Consider the following 16716-nt stretch of genomic DNA (forward strand, 5'->3'; position numbering starts at 1 on the left):
TCCCCGTCGTTCCGAGATCGTGGAGGCCCGGATGTGGCAGGCTCCCCCCGCCCCCGTCAGCCGTGAGTGGCTTCCCGTCCTGGACATGCCGGCGCCCGCCGAGCAGAACCGCTGGACGGTGCTGCTGCGCCTGCTGCTGCTGATCCCTCAGTTCGTGGTGCTGTGGGTGCTGTCCCTGGTGGCGTTCGTGGTCACCGTGGTCGGCTGGTTCTGCGCGCTGGTCCTCGGCCGGCTGCCCGACTTCGCGGCGACCTACCTCAGCTCCTTCGTCCCGTACGAGGCGAGGGTCACCGCCTATCTGATGCTCACCGTGGACCGCTACCCGCCGTTCCGGTTCAGCGCCCCCGAGTACCCGGTGCAGGTCGGCCTGCGGCCCGGTGAACTGAACCGGCTGGCCGTGCTGTTCCGGATCATCCTGGTCATCCCCGCCTCCATCGTGCAGGGCCTGCTGCACGCGGGCTGGTGGATGGTCTCGTTCATCATCTGGCTGGTGGTGCTGGTCCTCGGCCGGATGCCGCAGCCGCTCTACGAGGCGACGACCGCGATCCTGCGCTACCAGCTGCGCTACACCGCCTACCTGGTGATGCTGACCTCCGCCTACCCCAAGCGCCTGTTCGGCGAGGAGCCGGGCAGCGAGCCCGAGCCGGTCTCGGCCACCCGCCCGCTGGTGCTGAGCGGCGGCGGGCGCGGCCTGGTGGTGCTCTTCCTGATCCTCGGCGTGGTCTCCTGGGCGACCAGCTCCGTCACCGCCTCGGTCAACACCGACGACAACGACGACAACGACCTCAACCCGACCCAGCACGTGATGGCCCCGCTGCTGCCCGGCCCGTCCTGACGGCAGGGGAGCGGGCGTCAGGAGGCCGGGCGTCAGGACGGGTGCGCCGGGGACGCCTCCCGGGCGGCCTGCTTGACGGCGGCGATCAGCTGGTGGCGGCGGGCGCGCAGGTCCTCGGGGCGGACGGCCAGCGAGACGCTCCCGATCACGGCGCCGTCCGCGCCGAGCACGGGCGCGGCCAGGCAGGCCAGGCCGGTACGGGCCTCCTCGACGTCCAGGGCGACGCCGGTGCGGCGGATCCGGCGCAGCTCCTCGTCGAGCCGGTCGACCGAGGCGATGGTGCGCGGGGTGAACCGGCGCAGGCCGGGCTGCTCCAGGTAGCGGCGGCGGGCGGCCGGGCCGGCGGCGGCCAGGGCGATCTTGCCGTGGGCGTAGGCGTGGGAGCGCGGGTCGACGCCGACGGTGAGCTCGGGCCGCTGGTCACCGTCGGCGGCGACGGTGCGCACGTCGGCGATCACCAGCCCGTCGCCCTGGTAGGCGACGTAGTTCGCGGACGCGCGGGTGGCCTGCCGCATCCGGGCGAGCAGGTCGTCGATGCCGTCGGTCAGGCCCATCTGCCGCTGGAACGCGCGGTGCAGGGCGGAGACCTGGTAGCCGAGGGCGTAGCCGCCGTCGGTGCGCACCAGGTAGCCGCGCTCGGTGAGCGGGGCGAGGAGGGCGTAGGTCGTCGACAGGGCGCAGCCGAGGCTGCGGGCGAGGGCCTTGGCCGGGACGGGCGAGGGTGACCCCGCGACGAGTTCCAGCACCTCCAGGGTGCGGTCGGCGGCGCGCGGCCCGGTCTGCCCGGCCATGACGGGGTGCTCCTCGTGCTGGTGCCGCTCCTGCTGGTGCGGCGTGACCCGTCCAGTGTGCCGGGGGCCGGGTTGGGGGAGGCCACCGGCCCCCGGTCCGGCCCCCGCTCGGCGTCCGGGCTCAGGCCTCGCGCGGGGTGATCTCGCCCATGAGGTCCCAGCCCTCGCGGTCGGGGAGGTCGACGCTGATGATCCGGGGCTTGGCGGCGACCGCACCGGACAGCGTCCCCATGGCCTTGCGGAAGTGCGCCGACTCGACGTGCGCCCGCCCGGCCTCGCCGTCCCGGAACCCCTCCACGAGCACGTACTCGTCCGGGTCGTCCACGCTGCGGGACCAGTCGAAGAACAGGTTCCCCGGCTCGGCCCGGGTGGCCTCGGTGAACTCGGCGACGATATCGAGCCACTGGGCGCTGAGCTCGGGGCGGACGGGGAACTTCACGGTGATGAAGATCATGACGCTCTCTCGGGTCGGGGGGCGGTCGAACCCCCATCGGGGGACGGTCGGACCCCCACCCTGCCCGACCGCCGCCCGGCCCGGGAAACCCGCGCCGCCGCGATTCCGTCCCTGCCGGAATCCGCGGCCTCCGGGCTGGCGACGGCCGGGCCCCGGGCGTGTCGCCCGCCCGGGGCCTGACGGTCAGGCCGGTACGGTCGGCTTGAGCACCTCCTCGCACCACTGGCGGAAGGTCGTCGGGCTCGCGCTCCGCGGGGTGCGCTCGACCCCGGCGTCCAGTCCGTCGTCCTTGGCCCGCATCATGTCGACGTACCCCTCCACGAGGGCCGGGCTGAACCCGTACCCGGGGAGCGAGGCGCGGAAGTCGTCCAACGACTGGCGCTCGTAGCGGACGGGGCGGCCGAGGACCTCGGACATGATGCGCGCCATGTCGTTCGCGGAGAGGTCCTCGGGGCCCAGCACCGGGACTTCGCCGGTGCCCGTCCAGGAGCGGTCGAGCAGCAGGTCGGCGGCGGCCGCGGCGATGTCCCGGGTGGCCGCCAGCGGCGCCGGGCGGTCGGCGGCGACGGTGGAGGTGTACACGCCGCGGTCCCGGATCGAGGCGGTCTGCTCCAGCAGGTTGTCCATGAAGGAGGGGTTGGCGAGCGCCCGGTAGGCCGCGCCGGTGCCCGCGAGGAGGTCGTCCATGGCCAGCGAGGCCGTGACGTGCCCGGCGCGGTGGGCGACGGGGGTGCCGCGGCCGAGCGCGGAGACGCCGACGACGTGCCGGACGCCGTGGGCGGTGAGGGCCTCGGCGGCGGCCCGGGTGAACCCGGAGTAGACGGCGTCCAGGCTCGGTGCCTGCGGGGTGGGCGGGACGACCCAGAAGACGGCGTGCGCGCCGGTGAAGGCGCGGTCGACGACCTCGGGGTCGTCGTGGGAGCCGGCGACGACGTCGACGCGGGCCCGGACGGCCTCCGGCAGGCGCGCCGGGTCGCGCACGACGACGCGCAGTTCCTCGGTGAAGGCGTGCGGCCCGTCGAGCAGGAGGTCGAGGAGCCGGCCGCCGATCTGGCCGGTGGGAGTGGTGATGACGATCATGTGTCGAGTCTCGGGCCGGTCAACTGCGGCGTCCAATACCCTTCCTGGGGCATTGATACCTTCCAGGCATGGATCTCGACCTGCGCAAGCTCCGCTACTTCGCGGCGGTCGCCGAACACCGGCACTTCGGCCGGGCGGCGGAACAGCTCTACATCACCCAACCCGTCCTCAGTCGTCAGATCCGGGCCATCGAGCAGGAGTTGGAGTGCACCCTGCTGGTCCGGACCACGCGCAGCGTGGAACTGACCCCGGCTGGCCGACAGCTCCAGGAGGAGGCACGGGGGATCCTCGCGGCCGTCGCCGCGGCGGTGCAGCGCGTCCACGACGCCGACCGGGGCACCCGGCGGCTCGTCGTCGCCTTCTCGCCCGGCCTCCACGTGTCGGAGGCGATCCGCGCGTTCGCGCTGCGGCACCCGGACGTCGAGACCGACCTCGTCCCGGCGCGCTGGTGGGAGCCGGACGCGCCGCTGCGCGACGGCCGCTGCCAAGTGGCCTACCTGCGGCGGCCGTTCGACGACTCGGGGCTGCGCACCATCCCGATCGGCCACGAGCCCCGGGTCGCCTGCCTGCCCGCGACGCACCCGCTGGCCGCCCGCGCCGAACTCACCACCGCCGACCTCGCCGGCGAGCGGATGCTCGACGCACCGCTCCGGCGGACGGCCACGCTGGAGGAGAAGTTCGAACTGATCGCCTCCGGGCACGGCATCGGCCTGCTGCCGCTCAGCGTGGTGCGCTCCTACGCCCGCCCCGACCTCGTCCACCGGACCGTCACCGACGTCCCCGGAGTCGAGACCTGCCTGGCCGTCCCGGCCGACCCGGCCGACCGGCGGGGCACGCCGCTGCGCGACTTCCTGGAGATCGCCACCGCCACGCTGCGGTCGGCCTGAGTGCTCGGCCGCCCGGACGCCTCCCCGGCGAGAAACCCGCGCGACGCCGACCTGCGGGGACGGCTACGCTGCCCCGGTGATCGAGGACGGAGCAACGGACCGGGGCAGCGTGACCACGGTGCGGCGGATCGGGGACACCATCCGCCGGCCGGTCGGCGCGTGGACGCCCGCGGTGCACGCGCTGCTGGCCCACCTGGAGGCGGCGGGCTTCACGCGGGCCCCACGGCCGATCGCCGTCGAGGGCGGCGAGGAGGTGCTCTCGCTGCTGCACGGCGAACCCGCCTTCGCACCCTGGCCTGCCGTCCTGCGGTCCACCACGGGCGTCCACGCCCTCGGGCGCTGGCTGCGCGCCTACCACGACGCCGTCCGGGACTTCCGGCCGCCCGCCGGCGCACGTTGGCAGGGCGCGGAACAGGAATGGCGGCCAGGCCTGGTCATCCGGCACGGCGACCTCGGCCCGTGGAACGCCGTCTGGGACGGCGACCACCTGGCCGGCTTCATCGACTGGGACTTCGCGGCGCCCGGCCACGCCGTCGACGACCTCGCCCAACTCGCCTGGTACGCCGTGCCGTTGCGCTCCACCGAACAGCAGCGGCGGGCCGCCGTCAGCGGGCCGGGGGTGCTGCGGGAACGCCTGGCCGCGCTGTGCACCGCCTACGGCGAGCGGCCGGAGGCGGTGCTCGACGCCCTGGACGCGCTCCAGGCCCGGGAGGCCGCGCGGATCGAGCGGCTCGGCGGGCGCGGCGAGCAGCCGTGGGCGGCCTTCCTCGCCCGCGGCGACGCGGCCGAGATGGCGGCCGAGCGCCGCTGGCTCCGCGCCGAGCGGGCGGCCCTGCTCGGCGGCTGAGGCAGCCGGGGCGCCTCCGGCGTCCGCGGTTCAGGACAGGCCCAGCACCAGCTTGCCGGTGTTCTCCCCGCGGAAGAGCATCCCGAGGGTCGCCGGGAAGTCCGCGACCGTGCCCTCGACCAGGTGCTCCTGCACCTTGATCCGGCCCTCGCCGATCCAGCCCGCGATCTCGGCCGCCGCCTCCGCGTACCGGCGGGCGTAGTCGAACACCACGAAGCCCTCCATCCGGGCCCGCCGCACCAGCAGCGACAGGTAGTTGGACGGGCCCTGCACCGAGTCCTCGTTGTTGTACTGGCTGATCGCGCCGCAGACCACCACCCGGGCGTGCATCGCCAGCCTGGTCAGCGCGGCGTCCAGGATCGGGCCGCCGACGTTGTCGAAGTAGACGTCGATGCCGTCCGGGGCGTGGGTGCGCAGGGCCTTGCGGACGTCCTCGGCGCGGTAGTCGACGGCCGCGTCGAAGCCGAGCTCCTCGGTCAGCAGCGCGCACTTCTCCGGCCCGCCGGCGATCCCGACCACCCGGCAGCCCTTCACCTTGGCGATCTGCCCGACCATCGTGCCGACCGCCCCGGCCGCGCCGGAGACCACCACGGTCTCGCCCTCCTTGAGCGCGCCGACCTCCAGCAGCCCGAAGTAGGCGGTCATCCCGGGCATCCCGAGCGCCCCGAGGTAGGTGGACAGCGGGGCCAGCGCGGGATCGACCTTGACCACCCCCTTGCCGTCCGACACCGCGTAGTCCTGGACCCCGAAGGAGCCCACCACGTGGTCGCCGACCCGGAACTTCGGGTGGTTGGACGCGACCACCTCGGCCACTGCCCCGGCCCGCATCACCTCGCCCAGCCCCACCGGCGGCAGGTACGACGGCCGGTCGTCCAGCCACCCGCGCATCGCCGGGTCCAGCGACACGTACCGCGCCCGCCCCAGGAACTCCCCGTCCCCGGGCACCCCCACCGGCTCCTCCCCGTACGCCCAGTCCTCCGGCCGCACCTCCCCGACCGGTCGACGGGCAAGGCGGATCTGACGGTTGACGTCGGTCATGACGACTCCTGGGGGCGTACTCGCACGGCGGAAGAGGACAGGTGCCGATTCTAAGCAAGCGCTTAGTCATCTGGCCAGGGATCGTCCGAAACCGGTTCACTCGAACTGGTGACGCGGCGGGGTGAAGGCCGGAACGCTCTGTAGTGTTTCCGCTGGGCAGCCCCCGAGCGCGGAAACCAGCGCCGGAGAGGAGAACAGCAAGTGAGCACAGCGCAGATCGGTCCTGGCGACTACAGCCATGTGCCGAACCCGGAGCAGGCTCTGAAGTACGCAATTCAGCACATTGCGGGTGAACGCGTCGAGATCATCGAGGGAGTCATCACCCCCGTGTCGCCGTCCTGGGCGCATGAGCGCGCCACCGCCCTGATCGGCAAGCAGCTCGGCCGCCGAATGGATGAGTTGGGCTTGTTGGCGGGTTCAGGCAATCTCGATCTGCCGGGCACGCAGAATTTCTACCTGCCTGACATGGCCGTCCTGCCGGAGGAGCTCTTCGAGTCGGAGGGTGCCCTGCTGCCGGACCAGACGCTGCTGGTTGTCGAGGTGACCTCGCCGTCGAACGCTGACACCGACCGGACTGTGAAGCGCCGTCGTTACGCGCAGTTTGGTGCTCCGCTCTATCTGTTGGTGGACCGTCAGGAGGGAGCCTGCACGCTGTTCTCCCAGCCAGGGGAGTTGGGCTACACCCGGGTGGAGGGCCCGCACCCGTTCGGTGTGCCGGTGAGGCTTCCTGAGCCCTTCGAGGTGGACCTCGACACCAGCAGGTTCTGACCCGGCCTGCCCGCCTCAGGGGCCGACCGGCAGGCCGGTGAGGACGAAGCAGGCGCCGGTGCCGTGGTGCGGCGGGACCTCGCGGGCGATGAGGTCGGCGCCGTGGGCGCGGGCGATCTGGCGGGCCATGGCGAGGCCGAGGCCGGAGCCGGGGAGGCGGCGGGCGGTGTCGGAGCGGTAGAAGCGGTCGAAGACGTACGGGAGGTCCTCGGCGGCGATGCCCGGGCCGTGGTCGCGGACGGACACCTCCAGGGTGTCGGCGCCGTCGCCGGCCAGGGCCACCCGGACCTCCACCGGCCCGCGTCCGGCGCCGAACTTGGCGGCGTTGTCGAGCAGGTTCCCCAGCAGCCGCACCAGCCGGGCGGGGACGCCCGGCACGACCGCCCCGTCGGCGCCCGGTCCGACGGTGAGGGTGAACTCCTGGCCCGGCCAGTGCCCGCGCGCCGAGGTGACGGCGTGTTCGACCAGCGGCAGCAGGCGGAACCGCTCGACCAGGGCCTGGGGCTCCTCGTCCCGGGCGAGTTCGACCAGGTCGTTGACCATGCCGGTGACCTCGCGCAGCTGCCGCCCCAGCGCGGTGGCGGCCCGTTCGCGCTGGGCGTCGGTGAGGCGGTCGCCGCGGGCCAGCAGTTCGGCGTTGGTGCGCAGCGCCGTGAGTGGGGTGCGCAGCTCGTGCGAGGCGTCGGAGACCAGTCGGCGCTGGGCGGTGACCGAGCGTTCCAGCGCGTCGAGCATGGTGTCGAAGCTCTCGCCGAGCCGGGTGACCTCGTCCCGGCGGCGGCCGGTGGCCGCGTGGGAGGTGATCCGGTGGTGGGGGTCGCCGGTGGCGGTGATCCGTTCGACCGTGGCGGTGAGCCGGGTCACCGGGCGCAGGCCGGTCCGGGAGGCCCACCAGCCGAGGAACCCGGCCGCCAGCACCCCGGCGCCGCCGAGCCCGGCGAACGCGGCCGCGGACTGCCGTACGGCGCGGTCCACGCCGTCCGAGCGCAGTACGACCTGGAGCGCGGTGCCGCCCCGGAACGGCGTGACCAGCATCCGGGCCGGGAAGCCGGCGACGGTGGCGGTGCTGAAATAGGCGGAGCGCCGCCCGGCGGCGACCTCGCGCACGGCCGGGGTGACCGGGAACAGGTACGGGGCGACGGCCGTGCGGGGGTCGCGGGCCGGGTCGGCCGGGACGACCTGGGTGCAGGCCGGGGCGGCCAGGTAGCGGCACTGCCCGGAGAGCACGCCCGGCGGTTCGTTGCCCTGCTGCTGGACGGCGACGGTGGCGGCCTGGGTGAGCTCCAGCTCCAGCTGGTGGGTCAGTTCGTAGCGGATCACCGCGAAGGCGGCCCAGCTGAGGCCGAGGGCGACGGTGGCGACGGCCAGGGCGGTCGCCACCGCGAGCCGGACGCGGAGGGTCACGAGCCCGCGGCCAGTCGGTAGCCGACGCCGTGCACGGTGTGCACCAGGCGCGGTTCGCCGCCCGCCTCCAGCTTGCGGCGCAGGTAACCGACGTACACGGCGAGGGAGTTGGACTCGGGGCCGAAGTCCTGCCCCCAGACCCGCTCCAGCAGGGTCTCGCGGGTGAGCACCTGCCCGGCGTGCCGCAGCAGCAGTTCCAGCAGGGTCGCCTCGGTGCGGCTGAACTCCAGCCGGCGGGAGCCGCGGTGCCCGGTGCGGGTCCGCGGGTCCAGGACGAGGTCGGCGTAGCGCAGTTCGGCGTCGGCCTCGGCGCCGGGCGCGTCGAGGGCGGCGCGGCGCAGCAGTGCGCGCAGCCGGGCGGTGAGCTCCGCCAGCGCGAAGGGCTTGACGAGGTAGTCGTCGGCGCCGGCGTCCAGCCCGTCGACGCGGTCGTCGATGTTGTCCCGCGCGGTCAGCACCAGGACCGGGGTGCGGTCGTGCAGGGCCCGCAGCTGGCGGCAGACGGCGAGGCCGTCGAGGACCGGCATCATCACGTCGAGGACGACCGCGTCGGGCTCGTGGGAGGCGATCTTTGCCAGGGCGTCGTGCCCGTCGACCGCGGTGACCACCTCGTAGCCCTCGACGGTCAGTCCGTCGGCCACGGCCTCCCGCACCTCCTGGTCATCGTCCGCCACCAGAATCCGCACCGCCGACCCTCCGCTCCTCGTACGACCCCTGCCCGTTCGGGGCATACCGAAAGATAGCGGGCGAAGGCGCGCATTCTCTTAAAGGCCTCTTAGGCCGGCCCGCCACGGTGGTGAGCCATGGACACACCACTCTCGGTCGTGATCGGTGCCGGCGGCACCGGCGGCCACATCTACCCGGGCCTGGCCTTGGCGGAGGCCCTGCGGAAGACCGACCCCGACGCCGTGATCTCGTTCGTGGGCACCACGCGGGGCCTGGAGACCCGGCTGGTCCCCGAGGCGGGCTACCGGCTGCACACCGTCGACATGATCCCGTTCGACCCCTCGCTCGGTGCCCGGCGCTTCCTGCTGCCGGCGGACCTGGTCCGCGCCGCCAAGCAGGCGCAGCGGGCGGTCGAGGAGCAGCGGGCGCAGGTCGTGGTGGGGATGGGCGGGTACGCCTCCGCGCCGGCCGTGCTGGCCGCCCGGATGGCCGGACTGCCCAGTCTGATCCACGAGTCGAACGCCGTGCCGGGGCGGGCCAACGCCTTCGCCGCGCGGCTCACCCCGCAGATCGCGCTCGCCTTCGACGAGACCAGGGAGCACCTGCCGAAGGCGCGCCGACACCGGGCGGTCACCGTCGGCATGCCGCTCACCGGTGCGGTCGCCCGGCTGGACCGGCAGGCCGAGCGTGCCGAGGCCCGCCACCGGCTGGGTGTTCCGCCCGGCGCGCGGCTGGTGCTGTTCAACGGCGGCAGCCTCGGCGCGCGCCGGCTGACCGAGGCCGCGCTCGGCCTGGCCGAACGCTGGCGCGGCCGGACGGACGTCCGGCTGCTGATCAAGACCGGCCCGCAGGCCCTGGACGACACCCGGCTGCGGCTCGCCGCCGTCGGCGGGGACGCCGTCGCCGAGGCGGTGCCGTACCTGGACCGGATGGACCTCGCCTACGCCGCCAGTGACGTCGTGGTCTGCCGGGCCGGGGCGGCGACCGTGGCCGAGCTCGCCACCGTCCGGGTGCCCGCCGTGCTGGTGCCGTACCCGCACGCGCCCGGCGACCACCAGTTCCACAACGCCAAGGTGCTCGCCGACGCGGGGGCGGCGCGGATCCTGCGCGACGAGTCCACCGACGCGGACTCCCTGGCCGCCGTGCTCGACCCGCTGCTGGCCGACCCCTCCTGGCTGGCCGCCATGGGCGCCGCCGCCACCGGGGGGACCCACGCGCGGGCCGCCGACCTGCTGGCCGACTGGGTCCGCCGCCTGGCCGGCCGCTCCGGCGGCCCGGCCGGGATGCCGGCCCCGATCCCGAACCCGACCCCGATCCGCACCATCGAAACGGAGCTCGCCGAATGACCGCCACCACCACCGGCATGACCACCGTCGGCGCCACCACCGACACCACCACCGCCTGGGCCGACCGCACCGTCCTGGTCACCGGCGGCGAAGGCTTCATCGGCTCGACCCTGGTCGACCTGCTCGTCGCCCGCGGCGCCCGGGTCCGCGCCCTGGTCCACTACAAGCCGTACGCCGAACGCGGCTACCTCGCCGCCCACTTGGGCAGCGACCGGGTCGAGATGCTGGCCGGCGACGTCCGCGACGCGGGCCGGGTCTCGGACGCCGTGGCGGGCTGCGACACGGTGTTCCACCTGGCGGCGCTGATCGGGATCCCGTACAGCTACGACTCCCCGGGCGCCTACGTGCACACCAACGTCGTCGGCACCCAGAACGTCCTGGAGGCGGCGCGGCGGCACGGCGTGCGGCGGGTCCTGCACACCTCGACCAGCGAGGTCTACGGAACGGCGCTGCGCGCGCCGATCGGCGAGGACCACCCGTTGCAGCCCCAGTCCCCGTACTCCGCCTCGAAGATCGGGGCCGACATGATGGCGCTGAGCTTCCACCACGCCTTCGACCTGCCGGTCACCGTGGTCCGGCCGTTCAACACCTACGGCCCGCGCCAGTCCGCCCGCGCCGTGATCCCCGCGATCCTCGCCCAACTCCACTCCGGGGTGAGGGAGCTGCGGATGGGCTCGCTGACCCCGACCCGGGACTTCACCTACGTCACGGACACCGCCGAGGGCTTCCTCGCCCTGGCCGACTGCGACCGCGCGGTCGGCGAGGCGGTGAACCTCGGGACCGGGCACGAGGTCTCGATCGGCGACCTGGCGGGCGCGCTGATCGCCGCCTCCGGCCGTACCGACGTCGAGATCACGGTCGACCCGGCCCGGCTGCGCCCGGCCGGCAGCGAGGTGCACCGGCTGCTGTCCGACAACTCCCGGGCCCGTACCTGGTCGGGCTGGCGGCCGGAGGTCCCGCTGGAGGAGGGGCTGGCCAAGACCTCGGCCTGGGTGGCCGAGCACCTCCACCTGTTCGACCCGAAGCGCTACGCGGTCTGAGGACCGACGCCGACGGCCCGAGCGGCGCGCCCCTCACCGGGGTTGCGCCGCTCGGGCGGTTCGCCGAAGTGCCGGCTCAGAACTGGGTGCTGACCGTCACCCCGCTGAAGTCGGTGGTGGCGTACAGGCTGACGTACCGGTAGCCGGCCGCCGGGTTGGTGACGGTCAGGCTCTGGGTGGTGCCCGGGTTGGTGGAGGCGGCCGTGTGGGCGCTGGGGGAGGCCCAGGTGTCGGCGTTGTAGTACAGGGCAGCCGTGCCGGTGCCGCCGGAGGTGGAGACCTTCAAGGTGCTGGTGCCGGCCGGCAGGTAGACGTAGAAGTAGTCCAGGTTCCCGGCGGTGCGGGCCTGGTTCGGCCGGGAGCAGTTCTGGCCGAGGGCGTCGGTTCGCGGGTCGGTGCAGGTCGGCAGGGTGGTGGTGCCGCCGGTGGTGACGGTGACCGAGGTCGGGGTGCTGGTGGACTTGCCGGCGCTGTCGGTGACGGTCAGGTTGACGGTGTAGGTGCCGGCGGCCGCGTAGGTGTGGACCGGGTTGCGGTCCTCGGAGCTGCTGCCGTCACCGAAGGTCCAGTGCCAGGAAGCAAGCGAGGCCGGGGAGTTGGTCTCCACGGACTTGTCGGTGAGGGTGACGGTGGCGCCGTTGACCGACTGGTCGAAGAGCGCGGTCGGGCCGTCCGCGTAGCAGGCGCCGGCGGCGCAGGCGTTCAGCCAGGTGTCGAAGTCGGCGTCGTAGGAGGTGCCGAGGCCGTTGTAGACGGCGTAGCCGCCCTGGTAGTCGCCGGTGCGGAAGTGGCCGAGCATGTTCTGGATGACGTCCGGGTGCTTCTCGACCATGTACCGCACGGCCAGGTAGCCCCACGGGTAGGTGCGCACCGTGTCCGAGTTGTCGTAGGTGTTCTGGAAGACGGTGCTCAGCTTGTACCGGTGCGTGGCGGCCTCGGCCATCGCCTGGGTGTCGGTGGTGCCGCGGTAGGTGTACGACTCGTACTCGGCGACGCCCTCGATCCACCAGATGTCCGGGACGGAGATCTCGGTGCCGAAGTTGCCCTTCATGTCGTAGATGTTGTCGAGGTAGTGGGTGTACTCGTGGTTGAGGTTCCACACGTTGGCCGGGAAGCCGTCGATGTAGGACTTCTTGTACATCACCGACACGGGCTTGTTGTTGGGGTCGGTGACGTCCATGACGGTCTGGCCGCCGTTGTCGGTGGAGTTGTTGTAGATCGCCCAGGAGTAGGTCAGGTAGTCGTCCCGGTTGGCGAAGACGGCGAGGGTGATGCTCTTGCCGTACTGGCCGGGTATCGGGCCGTCGTCCTTGACCAGGTTGTGGAAGAAGGTGTCCTCGCCGCGCAGGCTCGCGCAGACGGTGGCCAGCTCGGCGGGGGTGAGGTCCTCGGTGCGGATGGTGCGGTTGTCGCAGACGAGGGTGTTGGGCAGCACGGCGGCGGTGAGCTTGCCGGGGAGGTCGCAGGTGCCGTAGGTGGAGCACTGCGTGCTGTCGTACTGGTTGGCGTTGTACGCGGTGTACACGTACAGCGGGCCGGTGCTGCCGGTGACCGGGGTGCTGTCGAGGAGCTGCTTGACCAGCGGGCGGGTGAAGGCCGCGACGGAGCCGCCGTCGCCGGCGGTGCGGGCGAGGTCGTTGCCGGCGTTGACGTCGAGGAACTGGTTGGCGGTGCCGAGCAGGTCCTTGTGCTTCTGCGCGAAGTTCGCCAGCGCGGTGATCACGCTCGGGTCGGCGCCGATCGCGCTGACGTAGTCCGGGTTCCAGTTGGCCCGCCACAACGGCGCGTACAGCACGGCGTTGACGGCCTTCACCATCTTCGGGAAGGCGTTGTAGCCGTTGTCGTAGCCGTTCAGGACCTGCTGGTAGACCTTCAGGTACTGGCCCTGGATGTTGGCGCTGTCGGTGAGGACCAGCACCTCGTTGAGCACGGTGCCGTTGGCGTCGCTGACGTCCTTCCAGTGCGAGCCCGCGAAGAAGGCGTCGAGACCGCCCTTGACGGCGCCGGTGAGCGAGGCGTCGTAGGGCCCGACGGTGCCCGCGTTGTTGGACTGGACGTAGTAGCCGGCCCGCAGGAAGAGCACCAGCTGCAGGAGGTTGGCGGAGTTGTCGCCGGAGTAGTTCGCGGCCTGGGCCTTGAAGGCGTTGGCGACGGCGAGCATCTGCGACTGCTTGAAGACGGCGGCCGCGTCGCTGCCGGTGACGTTGAACAGCGTGCTGACGCAGTCCGTGGTCGAGGCCTGGACGAAGGAGACCAGGCCGGCGCCGCTGCGGCTGCCGAAGTCCGAGGGCGCGCAGCCGGCCGCGGCGGGCGCCTGGGCGGTCAGCGCGTGCTGGGCCGCGGCGGCGGACTTCGACTGCGGGGCGGACCGGACGGCCGTGCCGGTCGGCTGGAGGGCCTGGCCGAGCTGGTCCGCCGGGAGCGGGGCGGCCGTGCGGCCGAGCTGCTCGGAGGAGGACGGGGCGGCCGTCTCGGCGCCGAACGGCTTCGGCGCGGTCGGGGCCCGGCCCGGGACCGCCGAGGTCGAGGCGGGGGCCGCGGCGGCGACCGGCGCCGGGGACGCGGCGAGGGCAGGGGTCGGGAGCAGGGTGGCGGGGCCGGCGAGAGCGGCGGCCACCAGGAGCGGAAGGGATTGGCGCAGACGCACTGCGGTGTCCTTGTCCTGAGGTGGGGGAGGTGACGCGGCGTCGGCCACGAGGCTGAGGGGGAGTTGACGTGTGACCTGTCACCGGAATCAGGGTCAGAACAATGTCACAGGTTATATGTCATCGCAAGGGTCCTCACAGGGCCTCGCGAACCGCCGCTGTCAGCCGTTCCACCGGCTCCTGTGCTTCGCGTCCGAAGCTCGGGTGCACGAATCAAAGTGACATGTCACACCCTATTGATTGTGGTGCGGCAACCGTGGCACGGTGCCAGGCGACGGCCTCGGCAGCAGCTGCCCGAGGCCCACCCCCACACCCCCCAGCAAGGAGTGACGATGCGTCACCGACTCCGGCTACCCCGTGCGCTCGCGGTGCTCGCCGCCGCGAGCACAGCCCTCACCGGCCTCGCCGCCGCCCCGAGCCTCGCCGCCCCCACGGCGCAGGCCGGCGCCCAGGCGAGCCCCGCCGCCGCTCAGGCCCCCGGGCAGGCCACCCGCTCCACCCACCCCGACGGGACGCCCCCCACCGGCACCGCCTTCGGTCTCGACACCCACGCCCAGACCCAGGCCGGCCGCCTCGCCCCCGCCCAACTCCCGCCCCGCTCACCGCAGTCGGCAGCGCCCAAGGCCCCGGCTCCCAAGCTCGCCAAGGCCCTGGCCGCCACCTCCTGCACCCCCGCCGACTTCAGCGGCCGGAGCGGCTCCGACCTGGTGGCCTTCATCCAGGGCTCGTCCGTGGACTGCATCAGCTCGCTCTTCCGCCTCACCGGCGGCGACGCCCACGGGGTGTTCCAGCAGAGCCAGATGCTCGCGGTCGCCAACGGGCTCAGGAGCGCCGCCGCCTCGTACACCGGCGACAACTCCACCGGCATCTACCAGCTGGGCTACTTCCTCCAGGCCGGCTACTACGTGCAGTACTACCGCCCGGGCGACGTCGGCGGCTACGACGCGACGCTCACCGCCGCCGTCCAGGCCGCGCTGGACGCCCTGGTGGCGAGCCCGCACTTCCTGGACGTCAACGACGGCAACGGCCAGGTCGCGGGCCAGGCGATGATCCTCACCGACAGCGCCAACCTCCAGGCCCACTACCTCGGCACCTACCAGCGGGTGCTGAACGCGTACACCAGCTCGTGGGACGCGTCCTGGTACATGGTGAACTTCGCCAACAGCGTGTACACCCCGATCTTCCGCGGCCACCAGAACGCCGACTACGTCGCGGCCGTCACCGCCGACCCGGGCATCATCAACACCCTCGACCGCTTCGCGCTCGACCACCGGAGCATGCTCGGCGGCACCAACTCCTTCCTGGCCTCCAACGCGGGCCTGGAGACGGCCCGGTACATCGAGCACCCCGCCCTGGTCGGCACCGTCCGCCCGCTGATCAAGGGCCTGATGGACGTCTCCTCGATCACCGGCCCCACCGCGTCGCTCTGGGTCGGCGTCGCCGGCATGGCCGCCTTCTACGACAAGGCGAACTGCTCCTACTACGGCGTCTGCAACCTGCCGGACCAGCTCAAGGCCGCCGCCCTGCCGGTCAGCCACACCTGCGACGCCACCCACACCCTCCTGGCGCAGAGCCTCACCGCCGCCGACCTGGCCGCCGTCTGCGCCAGCCTGCAGAACCAGGACCCGTTCTTCCACAAGCTGGTCAAGGACAGCGGCCCGATCGCCGGCCAGTACGAGAACTCGCTGCAGATGGTGGTGTTCGCCTCCCCGCAGGACTACCAGACCTACGCGGGCGGCATCTACGGCGTCAGCACCAACAACGGCGGCATCACCCTGATCGGCGACCCGACCGCCCCCGGCAACCAGCCGATCTCGCTGACCTACCAGAACGGCGACGACGGCTTCACCGCGGGCGTCTGGAACCTCAACCACGAGTACACCCACGCCCTCGACGGCCGCCTCGACATGAAGGGCGACTTCAACCAGCAGATATCCGTACCGGACGTCTGGTGGATCGAGGGCGTCGCCGAGTACGTGTCCTACAGCTACCGGAACGTCACCGACACCGGGGCGATGGCCGAGGCGCCCAAGCACACCTACGCGCTCAGCACGCTCTTCCAGAACACCTACGACAACAGCGACACCACCCGCACCTACCCGTGGGGCTACCTGGCCGTCCGCTTCATGGCCGAGAAGCACCCGGACGTCATCCAGAACATGCTGGGCCACTTCCGCACCGGTGACTACACCGGCGGCTACGCGACCTACAACTCGATCGGCACCGCCTACGACGCCGAGTTCAACGCCTGGCTGGACGCCTGCGCCGCCGGCGCCTGCGAGGTCGGCGGCGCCCCGACCGCCGCGTTCAGCGCCGCCCCGACCGGCCTGGCCGTCCAGTTCACCGACCAGTCGACCGAGTCCGGCGGCTCCATCGCCTCCTGGGCCTGGAACTTCGGCGACGGCGCCACCTCCACCAGCCGCAACCCCTCCCACAGCTACACCGCGGCCGGCAGCTACGACGTCAGCCTCACGGTGACCGACGGCAACGGGAAGACCAACACCGTCACCCAGTCCGTCACCGTCGGCAGCCTCAGCGGCTGCACCGCCGCCGACGCCCGGGTGCTGGACAAGAACTGCTCCCGCACCAACCAGTCCGCCACCGCCGGCAACCTGGCCTACTACTACATCTACCTGCCGGCCGGGACCACCACGCTGAAGGTGTCCAGCTCCGGCGGCACCGGCACCGCGTACCTGCTCTACAACCCCGACACCTGGGCCACCCCGAGCGCCTACACCACCGGCTCGACCACCAACGGCACCACCAACCAGAGCCTGACCGTCACCAACACCACGGCCGGCTACCGCTACATCAGCCTCTACGCCCAGACCGATTTCAGCGGGGTGACCATCACCACCCAGTACTGACCCGCACTCCGCACGGTGGCCCGGAGCACCCGCTCCGGGCCACCGCCC

At 72.8% G+C, this 16716-nt stretch carries 14 protein-coding genes; 7 read left to right on the forward strand and 7 right to left on the reverse strand.

Translation table 11 applies throughout. The features are described from left to right. The first annotated feature begins 31 nt into the window (after positions 1-31). Entirely contained in the window at positions 32-835 is an 804-nt protein-coding gene (locus ACFXOZ_RS20780; RefSeq protein ID WP_380591895.1) for a DUF4389 domain-containing protein, read from the forward strand. Between the two features lie 32 nt (positions 836-867). On the opposite strand, the gene ACFXOZ_RS20785 is transcribed toward ACFXOZ_RS20780, so the two are convergent. The 3 genes from ACFXOZ_RS20785 to ACFXOZ_RS20795 form a co-directional block, all read right to left on the reverse strand. Beyond that, positions 868-1626, reverse strand: a complete 759-nt coding sequence (locus ACFXOZ_RS20785) for an IclR family transcriptional regulator (protein ID WP_380591897.1) — start codon at positions 1624-1626, stop codon at positions 868-870. 121 nt (positions 1627-1747) lie between these two features. Continuing rightward, positions 1748-2080 carry a putative quinol monooxygenase gene (locus tag ACFXOZ_RS20790; RefSeq protein WP_380530509.1) on the reverse strand — a complete coding sequence of 111 codons (333 nt, stop codon included), beginning with the start codon at positions 2078-2080 and terminating at the stop codon, positions 1748-1750. A 183-nt stretch (positions 2081-2263) separates the two neighbouring features. Beyond that, a complete protein-coding gene (locus tag ACFXOZ_RS20795; RefSeq protein ID WP_380591899.1) occupies positions 2264-3160 on the reverse strand; it encodes an NAD(P)H-binding protein in 897 nt (298 codons plus the stop codon). 68 nt (positions 3161-3228) lie between these two features. Between ACFXOZ_RS20795 and ACFXOZ_RS20800 the strand changes: the two genes are divergently transcribed. Together ACFXOZ_RS20800 and ACFXOZ_RS20805 are read left to right on the forward strand one after the other, a co-directional pair. After that, on the forward strand, positions 3229-4047 hold the full coding sequence (locus tag ACFXOZ_RS20800; RefSeq protein ID WP_380530485.1) for a LysR family transcriptional regulator: 819 nt from the start codon (positions 3229-3231) through the stop codon (positions 4045-4047). 76 nt (positions 4048-4123) lie between these two features. Further along, positions 4124-4894, forward strand: a complete 771-nt coding sequence (locus ACFXOZ_RS20805; RefSeq protein WP_380591901.1) for a phosphotransferase — start codon at positions 4124-4126, stop codon at positions 4892-4894. Positions 4895-4924: 30 nt separating this feature from the next. Here the strand turns inward: ACFXOZ_RS20805 and ACFXOZ_RS20810 are convergent, their stop codons facing one another. Further along, entirely contained in the window at positions 4925-5932 is a 1008-nt protein-coding gene (locus ACFXOZ_RS20810; protein ID WP_380591903.1) for an NADP-dependent oxidoreductase, read from the reverse strand. Positions 5933-6133: 201 nt separating this feature from the next. Between ACFXOZ_RS20810 and ACFXOZ_RS20815 the strand changes: the two genes are divergently transcribed. After that, complete coding sequence (locus tag ACFXOZ_RS20815) at positions 6134-6700, forward strand: Uma2 family endonuclease (RefSeq protein WP_380530494.1); 567 nt, start codon at positions 6134-6136, stop codon at positions 6698-6700. A gap of 15 nt (positions 6701-6715) precedes the next feature. On the opposite strand, the gene ACFXOZ_RS20820 is transcribed toward ACFXOZ_RS20815, so the two are convergent. After that, on the reverse strand, positions 6716-8104 hold the full coding sequence (locus ACFXOZ_RS20820; RefSeq protein WP_380591905.1) for a sensor histidine kinase: 1389 nt from the start codon (positions 8102-8104) through the stop codon (positions 6716-6718). Then, positions 8101-8835 (reverse strand): response regulator transcription factor, encoded by a 735-nt coding sequence (locus ACFXOZ_RS20825; protein WP_380530500.1) that lies wholly within the window; start codon positions 8833-8835, stop codon positions 8101-8103. Before ACFXOZ_RS20825 ends, ACFXOZ_RS20820 begins: the two co-directional genes overlap by 4 nt. 72 nt (positions 8836-8907) lie before the next feature. On the opposite strand from ACFXOZ_RS20825, the gene murG reads away from it, so the two are divergent. Both murG and ACFXOZ_RS20835 read left to right on the forward strand, forming a co-directional pair. Then, positions 8908-10116 carry an undecaprenyldiphospho-muramoylpentapeptide beta-N-acetylglucosaminyltransferase gene (gene murG, locus ACFXOZ_RS20830; RefSeq protein WP_380530503.1) on the forward strand — a complete coding sequence of 403 codons (1209 nt, stop codon included), beginning with the start codon at positions 8908-8910 and terminating at the stop codon, positions 10114-10116. Continuing rightward, on the forward strand, positions 10113-11156 hold the full coding sequence (locus ACFXOZ_RS20835; protein WP_380530506.1) for a GDP-mannose 4,6-dehydratase: 1044 nt from the start codon (positions 10113-10115) through the stop codon (positions 11154-11156). The genes murG and ACFXOZ_RS20835 overlap by 4 nt, the downstream gene beginning before the upstream one ends. 76 nt (positions 11157-11232) lie before the next feature. Here the strand turns inward: ACFXOZ_RS20835 and ACFXOZ_RS20840 are convergent, their stop codons facing one another. Further along, positions 11233-13803 carry a collagenase gene (locus ACFXOZ_RS20840; protein ID WP_380591907.1) on the reverse strand — a complete coding sequence of 857 codons (2571 nt, stop codon included), beginning with the start codon at positions 13801-13803 and terminating at the stop codon, positions 11233-11235. Positions 13804-14133: 330 nt separating this feature from the next. Here ACFXOZ_RS20840 and ACFXOZ_RS20845 point away from each other — a divergent pair, with 330 nt between their 5' ends. Then, entirely contained in the window at positions 14134-16668 is a 2535-nt protein-coding gene (locus ACFXOZ_RS20845) for a collagenase (RefSeq protein WP_380591909.1), read from the forward strand. Positions 16669-16716: the final 48 nt, after the last annotated feature.

This window comes from Kitasatospora sp. NPDC059160 (assembly GCF_042755465.1).
GTDB lineage: Bacteria > Actinomycetota > Actinomycetes > Streptomycetales > Streptomycetaceae > Kitasatospora.

What these genes read in the sequence shown, in the direction of transcription:
- ACFXOZ_RS20780 (WP_380591895.1), top strand. Translation starts at nt 32, where the DNA reads ATGTGGCAGGCTCCCCCCGCCCCCGTCAGCCGTGAGTGGCTTCCCGTC.
- ACFXOZ_RS20785 (WP_380591897.1), bottom strand. Translation starts at nt 1,626, where the DNA reads ATGGCCGGGCAGACCGGGCCGCGCGCCGCCGACCGCACCCTGGAGGTG.
- ACFXOZ_RS20790 (WP_380530509.1), bottom strand. Translation starts at nt 2,080, where the DNA reads ATGATCTTCATCACCGTGAAGTTCCCCGTCCGCCCCGAGCTCAGCGCC.
- ACFXOZ_RS20795 (WP_380591899.1), bottom strand. Translation starts at nt 3,160, where the DNA reads ATGATCGTCATCACCACTCCCACCGGCCAGATCGGCGGCCGGCTCCTC.
- ACFXOZ_RS20800 (WP_380530485.1), top strand. Translation starts at nt 3,229, where the DNA reads ATGGATCTCGACCTGCGCAAGCTCCGCTACTTCGCGGCGGTCGCCGAA.
- ACFXOZ_RS20810 (WP_380591903.1), bottom strand. Translation starts at nt 5,932, where the DNA reads ATGACCGACGTCAACCGTCAGATCCGCCTTGCCCGTCGACCGGTCGGG.
- ACFXOZ_RS20825 (WP_380530500.1), bottom strand. Translation starts at nt 8,835, where the DNA reads ATGCCCCGAACGGGCAGGGGTCGTACGAGGAGCGGAGGGTCGGCGGTG.
- murG (WP_380530503.1), top strand. Translation starts at nt 8,908, where the DNA reads ATGGACACACCACTCTCGGTCGTGATCGGTGCCGGCGGCACCGGCGGC.
- ACFXOZ_RS20835 (WP_380530506.1), top strand. Translation starts at nt 10,113, where the DNA reads ATGACCGCCACCACCACCGGCATGACCACCGTCGGCGCCACCACCGAC.
- ACFXOZ_RS20845 (WP_380591909.1), top strand. Translation starts at nt 14,134, where the DNA reads ATGCGTCACCGACTCCGGCTACCCCGTGCGCTCGCGGTGCTCGCCGCC.